Consider the following 7,740-nt stretch of genomic DNA (forward strand, 5'->3'; position numbering starts at 1 on the left):
AGCAGAGGCCTAAACGCGTCGCCTCACGGTCGCGACCGCGTGGTCGAACTGCAGCGTGACCCGGGTGCCGCCGGGGGTCCGCGCGGTGTCGACGCGGTCGGCCAACCCCCCGATGAGGCTCAGCCCGCGCCCGCGTCGGCGGTTGCGCAGGCTGTCCGAGGAATCCCCCACCCACCGGCCCGTGTCGCTGACGGTGACCGCGACGGTCTCCGACCGCAGGAAGGCCTCGACGGACACCGTCTTTCGCGGCTCACTGCCGCTGCCGTGTTCGATCGCGTTGGTGACCGCCTCCCCGGTTGCCAGCAGGATGTCTTCTTGGCGAAGCGGGTCGATTGCGATGGCCTGCAACCAATTTCGCAGCTGGGCCCGCGCAACGGGGACCTGCGCCGGCGCGGCCGGCAGGACGGTGGCGAAGCTGCGCGCCGTGGCGTGGCCCGGACGTAGCGCGAGCACCACGACGTCGTCGCGATATCCCTCCGGCGGCGTCATCCGGACCAGCAGCTCGGCGCAGACGGAGTCGACGGGGAGTTCGGCGCAGTCGGCGGCCGCGACCTTGAGGCGGCTGAATCCGTCGTCGAGCGTCTCGCCGGCCCGCTCGATCAGCCCGTCGGTGTAAAGCAGGACGAGGCCCCCCGCGGGCAGCTCCGCCGTCGCGGTCGCGTCGGCGGCGCCGTTTTCGTGGACGCCGACCGGGGCACGCCGGCCCGACTCGAGAAACACCGGATCACCGTCGGGCGGAATCAGCAACGGATACGGGTGCCCGGCGCAGCTGTAGCTGACGGTGGCGCCACCCCCGCCGGCCCCGGTGGTCCCCGTATCAACGACGGCGTAGGCCACCGTCGCGCACCGGGCGCCGGTGACGCTGGCCGCATACCTGTCCAGTGCGCCCAGCACCGCGCCCGGTTGCGCTACGGTCAGCGCCGAGGCCGCCACGGCGGCCCGGAGCCTGCTCATCACGATCGCGGCGGCCAAGCCGTGCCCGACGACGTCACCGACCGATATCCCGATCCGGCCCTCGCCGCCCAACGGGGTGACCGAATACCAATCGCCGCCGACCCGCATCGCTTCGCCGGCCGGTTGGTACACGGCCGCGACCACCGCGGCGGTCGACCCACGATCCAGGTCGAGCAGATGCTCTTGGAAGTCGACGGCGATCCGGCGTTCGCGCGCCACCACCCGAATCCGGTCCAGGGCCGACTGGGTGAGCTCGGCGATCCGGCCGAACGTGTCGAGTTCGGCGGCCTCGAACCGGCGCGGCGCAGACCACAGCAACAGCAGCGCGCCGACGACGCGACCCGCGTTGTCCCGCAACGGATGTGCGACGCACGCGCGGACGCTGTCGGCGGTGTCGCGCACGGCGTGCTCATAGCGTGGGGGCAGTTCGAAGGTGTCACTGACGATCATCGGCTTGCCGCTGGCGATGACGTCGGCCCCGATCAACGGCGAATCGAGCGCGGACACGTGGTAGCGGTCGCGCACCTCCGCGGGAAGGTCGCCGGCGTATTGGAAGCGGACGTGGTGCTCCCCCTCGAGGGCTCCGATCGTCACGGCCGCGGCACCGCCGGACGCGAACGGGGAGTCGAGCAAGGCATCGAGGATTCCGGCGATCGAGTCGGCGGCCTGCAGCGCGGAGTCGAGCTGCATCAGGTCGAGCTGGGTCTCGCGGCGTTGACGGTGTCGCGCGCGGGTGATCGCGGACAGTCGCGAGGCCACCCGGTCGACGAGCTCCTGCGACCGGAACGGCTTGGGCAGGTAGTCGTCGGCCCCGCCGGCGAACCCTTCGTCGACGGCCTCCGCCCCGGCGCGGGCCGACAGCATCAGCACCGGCGTGGCCGCCAGTTCCGGGTCGGCGCGAATCGCCGCAACCAATTCGAAGCCGCCCAGGCCCGGCATCATCACGTCCGTAACGATGGCGTCCGGGCGCAGCTTCTTGGTCGCGGCCAAGGCGGACTCGCCGTCGGCGACCAGAACCGTTTCCCAGTGGGCCGATAGCACCCGCTCCAGGTGGGCGCGCATGTCGGCGTTGTCGTCGGCGATCAGCACGAGCTGGCGTGGCCCGCTGTATTCGGTCGTCACGGCGGCGGGTTCGGAAACCGACGTCAGCCACTGACTTGCCTCGGCCACATACGGATTGGTCTCGTCGAGCAGCCCGGCGGGCGACCGATCGGCCGCCGCGGCCCCGACCGACCGCGGCAGCCGGATGGTCACGGTGGTCCCGCGATCCAGTTCGCTGTCGATCTCCACGGTTCCGCGTTGCAGTTCGACGAGTCCGCGCACCAGGGACAGACCGATTCCGGTGCCTTCCACGCTGCGGCCGCGCATGTTGTCGGCGCGGTAGAACCGCTCGAACAGCCGGTCCAGGTCGTCGGCGGCGATTCCAACCCCGGTGTCGCGCAAGGTAAGTCGGCAATGCTCTGGTTCTTCGCGCACCTGGACCGAAATCGAGCCTCGCAGCGTGTATTTCACCGCATTGGAGAGCAGATTGAGCACGATCGTCTCCCACATGCCCGGATCGACGTCGGCCAGCACCGGGCCGCAATCCACCACGAGATCGAGCCCGGCCCGTTGACACAGCTCGGTGAACGACAACGCGATGTGCGCGGTGAGCGCGCCGACATCGGTACACACCAACTTGGCGTTCGCCCGGCCGGCTTCGATGCGGGAGAAGTCGAGCAACGAGTCCACCAGGCGCTGCAGGCGCCGCGCATTGCGTGCCGCCGTGGTCAGCCGGTCCGCCTGGGCACTGCCCGGCGGCACCTCCGACAGCGCGTCCTCGAGCGGCCCGAGCAGCAGGGCCAGCGGCGTGCGGAACTCGTGGCTGACGTTGGTCAAAAAGGCCGTCTTGGCCCGGTCCAGTTCGGCGAGCGCGTCGGCCCGCTCGCGCTGCTGCTCGTAAGAGACCACCGAGGCCAACGCCGACGACAGCTGGTCGGCCAGCAGTTGGCAGAAGCCGCGGTACTGCTCGTCGAGCGGGCGTCGCGGACTGATGCCCACCACCAGCGCCCCGGCCGTCGCGGCCTCCCCGAGCGGCAGCACCAGCGCCTGCCTCGGGCAGTCGCCAGCCAGCGCCTGTTCGATGCCGGGAATGGCGGCGCCCACCCCGTCGATGAGCCGTGCCTGCGCGCGAGACCTCGGCGTCGCGCCCCAGTCGGTGAGCTCCGCCAGGTCGCTTGGCAGCAGCGGCAACACCGACGGTGTCGCGCCGCGCAGCTCGCCCACGTAGACCGCGATGAACGGCAGGTCGGCGGGCTGACCCGCACACACCGTGACGGCGACCCGCACCGCGTCGTCGATGCTGCGCGTTTCCATCATCGCGGTGGCCACCGTGTTGAGCAGATGCAGCCGGCGCTCGCCCAGCACCCGTTCGGTGGTTTCGTTGACGGCACAGAAGACTCCGCTGATTCGCCCGTCGCCGGCGATGATCGGGCTGTAGCTGAACGTGAAGTACCGCTCCTCGGGCTGGTCGCCCGTCACCAGCGGCAGCATCAGGTCGTCGGACCAGGTGGCGGCGCCGGTGGTAAGGACGCTGGTGAGCATCGGGTGAATCTGCTCCCAGATCTCCCACCAGACCTGCTCCGCGGGGCGGCCCAGCGCCGCGGGGTGCTTGTCACCCAAGATCTGCGCGTAGGCGTCGTTGTAAATCAGGAACAGATTGTCCGGCCCCAACCAAATCACGATGGGAAAGCGTGACGTCAGCGTCGTCGCGACCGCCGAGCGCACCTCGCCCGGCCAGGTCTGCACCGAGCCCAAAGGGTGTGCGTCCCAGTCGAACTCGGCGAACCGGCGGCCGGTGTCACCGCCCAACGTGGCCGCTGCCGCCAGGTCAGCCGGCAGCGGGTTCATTGCCGTTGCTTGCGCTGAAGCGCGTCGGACACGGTCGGGTAGACCTCGAGGATGCGATCCAGCTCCGTCACCTGAATCGGCCGCAGCACCTGGTCGTGATCCGCGACCAGGCGAACCGGCGTCCCGGCCTGCCGTCCTTCCTCATGGCAATCGAGCACGGCGTTCAGCGCCGCGCTGCCGAAGAACGTCACCGGCTGTAGGTCGACGATGACCAGCCGGGCGGGATGTGCCGCAGCCACCTGCAGCGCGGCGGACAGGTGTGGGGTCAGCTGGTCCACGGTGCTGGAGTCGACGTCGCCCTTCACACGAACGACTACAGCGTCGTCCCGGGCTTCGTGGTGGACCGCCAACAACTCCATGCCTTTCACCGCCTTGCACCGCATTCCGGGCCCCGGGCGGAAATGCCGCGAGCCCGACACACAGCATGCCCAGAAAAGTTGATGAAGAAGCCTATTCCTTACCCGGAGGCCTCGGACGGGATGCGTTCGTGCACCGTCAGCAACAAATGGTCGAACTGATTTTGGGTCGTGGCCGTCGGGGAAGGCAGGGTTGCCACTTCGGCGAGCAGCTGCTTCGCCAGCGCACGCAGCTTCACGTTCGTCTCCTGCGACCGCCACTGCAAAACGCGGAAGGCCTGATCGGGGCTGACGCGGTAGACGTACATCAGCACGCCCTTGGCCTGCTCGATCGCCGCGCGGTTCTCGAAGAGGTCCGGCAGGGCCGCATCGAGAACTTCCTGGCGGGTCTCGTGGCGCTCCTCGTCGAAGGTGCTGGTCAGGTCGATGTAGTAACCGGCGGTGCCCACCACCGCACCGGCCTCGCCGAGCATGCGGTCGGCGACGACGATCGCGTCATGCACGTTGCCCGCGGTATCGAGGAACCGGTGCCGGCTCGAGAACGACTCCTCGGACTGCAGGGCGTAGTCGAGCAGGTCCTGGACGTGGGCACGGTCGTCGGGATGCTTGTGTGACAGCAGCAGTTTCGTCGTGGGCTCGACGGTCCCGGGTTCGTAGCCGTGCATCCGCGCCACCTCGTCGGACCATTCCCAGCGTTGACCGACGAACCAGAAGCGGAAGGCCCCGACGTCCAAGTATGTGGCGATGGCCTCGGCCGCCGCGTCCGTCTGCATGGGCTGCTGCACGCTTCGCATCCTCTCATTCGATGCCGCCCGCATGCCAGACCGCCGCGGCTGGGGGTAACGTCGCGTGCGGACCCATACACACCACGCGGGAGCGCACGCCCGGTGCGCTGAGAGGACGGCTCGGGGCCGTCGACCGTACGAACCTGACCGGGTAATGCCGGCGTAGGGAGAAGACAATGACCGTCACCGTCGAACCGACCGTCACCACCGGACCCATCGCGGGCAGCAGCAAGGCGTACCGCGAAATAGCGGCCCCCGGCGCCGGTGCCGGTCTCAAGGTGCCCTTCCGAAGGGTCAACCTGTCCACCGGGGACCACTTCGACCTCTACGACACCTCCGGGCCCTACACCGATCCGGACGCCGTGATCGATCTGGCGGCCGGACTACCGGCACGGCCCGGTGTGGTTCGCGACCGCGGCACCCAGCTGCAGCGCGCCCGCGTCGGTGAGATCACCGCCGAGATGGCGTTCATCGCCGCCCGCGAGGGCATGCCCGCCGAGCTGGTGCGCGATGAGGTGGCCCGCGGCCGCGCGGTGATCCCGGCCAACCACAACCATCCGGAAAGCGAGCCGATGATCATCGGCAAGGCCTTCGCGGTGAAGGTCAACGCGAACATCGGCAACTCGGCGGTGACGTCCTCGATCGCCGAGGAGGTCGACAAGATGGTGTGGGCCACCCGGTGGGGCGCCGACACCATCATGGACCTGTCCACCGGCAAGAACATTCACGAAACCCGCGAGTGGATCCTGCGCAATTCGCCGGTGCCGGTCGGCACGGTTCCGATCTATCAGGCGCTGGAAAAGGTCAAGGGCGACCCGACCGAGCTGACGTGGGAGATCTACCGCGACACCGTGATCGAGCAGTGCGAGCAGGGCGTGGACTACATGACCGTGCACGCCGGGGTGCTGCTGCGGTATGTCCCGCTGACCGCCAAGCGCGTCACCGGCATCGTGTCCCGGGGCGGGTCGATCATGGCGGCCTGGTGCCTGGCCCATCACCGGGAGTCGTTCCTCTACACCAACTTCGAGGAGCTCTGCGACATCTTCGCGCGCTACGACGTGACGTTCTCGCTGGGCGACGGGCTGCGCCCGGGATCGATCGCCGACGCCAACGACGCCGCGCAGTTCGCCGAGCTGCGCACCCTGGGCGAGCTGACCAAAATCGCGAAAGCCCATGGCGTGCAGGTGATGATCGAGGGGCCCGGACACATCCCGATGCACAAGATCGTCGAGAATGTGCGGCTGGAAGAGGAGCTGTGCGAGGAGGCCCCGTTCTACACCCTGGGCCCCCTGGCGACCGACATCGCGCCGGCCTACGACCACATCACCTCGGCGATCGGCGCGGCGATCATCGCCCAGGCCGGCACCGCGATGCTGTGCTACGTGACGCCCAAGGAGCACCTCGGGCTGCCGGACCGCAAGGACGTCAAGGACGGGGTGATCGCCTACAAGATCGCCGCGCACGCCGCCGATCTGGCCAAGGGGCATCCCCGCGCCCAGGAGCGCGACGACGCCCTGTCGACCGCGCGCTTCGAGTTCCGCTGGCACGACCAGTTCGCGTTGTCGCTGGATCCCGACACCGCACGGGAATTCCACGACGAGACGCTGCCGGCCGAACCGGCCAAGACCGCGCACTTCTGCTCGATGTGTGGGCCCAAGTTCTGCTCCATGCGCATCACCCAAGACGTCCGCGACTATGCCGCCGCGCACGGGCTCGACAGCGAGGAAGCGATCGAGGCCGCCATGAGCGAGAAGTCGCGCGAGTTCGCCGAGCACGGCAACCGGGTGTATCTGCCGATCACGCAGTGAGCTATTTGCCTCCCATTCTGCCTGTGCCGCCGCCGGGCAGCACGCCGTTGCGCGTGCTCACCATCGCCGGGTCGGACTCGGGCGGCGGCGCGGGCATCCAGGCCGACATGCGCACCATGGCGCTGCTGGGTGTGCACGCGTGCGTCGCTGTTACCGCGGTGACCGTGCAGAATACCTTGGGGGTCCAGGACTTTCACGCGGTGCCCGACGACGTCGTCGCCGCTCAGATCGAGGCCGTGGTCACCGACATCGGCGTCCAGGCCGCCAAGACCGGGATGCTGGCGTCGGCGGGCATCATCGACGCGGTGGCCGCCACCTGGCGCCGGTTGGGGTTGACGGTTCCCCTTGTCGTCGACCCGGTGTGTGCGTCCATGCACGGCGACCCGCTGCTGGCGCCGTCGGCGCTGGATTCGCTTCGCGATCAGCTGTTTCCGCTTGCCACGCTGGTGACGCCGAACCTCGACGAGGTGGGGCTGCTGGTGGGCATCGACGTGACCGACGTGGGGTCGCAGCGCGCGGCGGCCAAGGCGCTGCACGCGCTGGGCCCCCGGTGGGCGCTGGTCAAGGGCGGGCACCTGCGGTCGTCGGAGCGCAGTTGTGACCTGCTCTATGACGGCGCCGACTTCTACGAATACGAGGCCCCCCGAGTGCCTACCGGCAACGACCACGGCGGCGGGGACACGCTGGCGTCGGCGGTCGCCTGCGCGCTGGCGCATGGATTCACCGTGCCGGATGCCGTCGGCTTCGGGAAGCGCTGGGTCACCGAATGCCTGCGCGCCGCCTACCCGCTGGGCGGTGGCCACGGCCCCGTGTCCCCGCTGTTTCGGCTGTCATGATCGCATGAACCTCGACGGGATCGCGGGCGTCGCGGGCCCCGCCGGCCGGGGGGCGGGGCGGGGGGGGGGGGGGGGGGGGGGGGGGGGGGGGGGGGGGGGGGGGGGCGAGATT

The 7,740-nt window shown here is 69.5% G+C and carries 5 protein-coding genes and 1 riboswitch; of the genes, 2 read left to right on the forward strand and 3 right to left on the reverse strand.

The features are described 5' to 3' along the window. Window positions 1–9: 9 nt before the first annotated feature. The 3 genes from A5764_RS05600 to A5764_RS05610 form a co-directional block, all read right to left on the reverse strand. The gene (locus A5764_RS05600) at window positions 10–3,843 is read right to left on the reverse strand and encodes a SpoIIE family protein phosphatase (protein WP_067109830.1); all 3,834 of its coding nucleotides are present in this window, start codon (window positions 3,841–3,843) and stop codon (window positions 10–12) included. After that, entirely contained in the window at window positions 3,840–4,202 is a 363-nt protein-coding gene (locus tag A5764_RS05605) for an STAS domain-containing protein (RefSeq protein ID WP_067109863.1), read from the reverse strand. The genes A5764_RS05600 and A5764_RS05605 overlap by 4 nt, the downstream gene beginning before the upstream one ends. A 98-nt stretch (window positions 4,203–4,300) precedes the next feature. Beyond that, window positions 4,301–4,972, reverse strand: coding sequence for a PAS and ANTAR domain-containing protein (locus A5764_RS05610; protein WP_231989618.1), 672 nt, complete (start codon window positions 4,970–4,972; stop codon window positions 4,301–4,303). A gap of 87 nt (window positions 4,973–5,059) precedes the next feature. Then, window positions 5,060–5,170, forward strand: a riboswitch (TPP riboswitch). Between A5764_RS05610 and thiC the strand changes: the two genes are divergently transcribed. After that, window positions 5,161–6,792 carry a phosphomethylpyrimidine synthase ThiC gene (thiC, locus tag A5764_RS05615; protein ID WP_067109836.1) on the forward strand — a complete coding sequence of 544 codons (1,632 nt, stop codon included), beginning with the start codon at window positions 5,161–5,163 and terminating at the stop codon, window positions 6,790–6,792. (Overlaps the previous riboswitch by 10 nt.) Before the next feature lie 5 nt (window positions 6,793–6,797). Further along, window positions 6,798–7,628: a bifunctional hydroxymethylpyrimidine kinase/phosphomethylpyrimidine kinase gene (gene thiD, locus A5764_RS05620; protein WP_369807277.1), complete on the forward strand. Its 831-nt coding sequence runs from the start codon at window positions 6,798–6,800 to the stop codon at window positions 7,626–7,628. Window positions 7,629–7,740 lie beyond the last annotated feature (112 nt).

This window comes from Mycobacterium sp. 852002-51057_SCH5723018 (assembly GCF_001667035.1).
GTDB lineage: Bacteria > Actinomycetota > Actinomycetes > Mycobacteriales > Mycobacteriaceae > Mycobacterium.